The sequence below is a fragment of the Oleiphilus sp. HI0132 genome, assembly GCF_001635845.1.
In genome coordinates this window covers 1-865 of record NZ_LWGJ01001289.1, presented here as the reverse complement: position 1 = coordinate 865, position 865 = coordinate 1, and the positions used below count along the sequence as shown (strand labels likewise).

At 36.4% G+C, this 865-nt stretch carries 1 protein-coding gene; it reads right to left on the bottom strand.

The annotated features are described in order from the left end of the window. Positions 1-865 (bottom strand): hypothetical protein (locus tag A3766_RS19645; protein ID WP_197479640.1); only part of this gene is annotated, 865 nt, incomplete at both ends.

The window sequence follows — 865 nt, the reverse complement described above, 5'->3', positions numbered from 1 at the left end:
ATGCTTTTCCTTGTCTACCCACTAAATAGCTATCAATTAATTTTAAACCGGAAATACGCTCACCTGTTTCAACTATGGAGCGTAACTTGGCTCGCCCTTGATTGAATTCCAAAATGGCAATTCTTGATCTTGAATTACCCCAACCATTTCTCCACCCTCGAATAAAGATGCGATTATTATGAACTACAATATCAGAAGTTCTAAAATCAAATTCAATCTCTTGTGACAACTTTGTTGTTTCCCTGTCTATAACTTTCAGCACATTATTTCCCGTGACAAAGATATGACTTCCAATCACTGCGATATCATCACTAGAAAACGCATCAAAAGTTACCTTGATGTGTTCATGCGCCTTAATGTCTCTTGGGTTAGAGACATCTAGGATCATAATATCGTCATCGTTAGCAATATATGCATATTTATGGTCAACTGTGAAACGAGGAACCAACCCCTCAATAACGGTTTCACCGAGAACTTTTATGTTTTCAATATTCTCTATATCAATAATTTGCAATACTGCTCTGAATTCAATATCCCTGCCATATTTTGCATATTCTCGGCTATCATAATTTGCCATTACATATAGACGATTACCTTGAATTTCCATCTGGAAGATTTGCTGGCCTGATTTTAGAATCTGGGTTACGGGCAACTTTTTAGAAAAATCACAAATATTACTTACCTCAATATTGGGGTATTGATCCCAACCATCGCTGCCAACACCACTAAACAAGAAAAAGTCTTTTATTGCATATTTTAGTGACCTTTCCTTGATTAGCGCCCTAAAAAAATCAATGTTTTCTGCTTTTAACAAGGAGTCGCAGCCAACTGCATCAGGACTTGTATTTCTTACTTTAACGTTTGT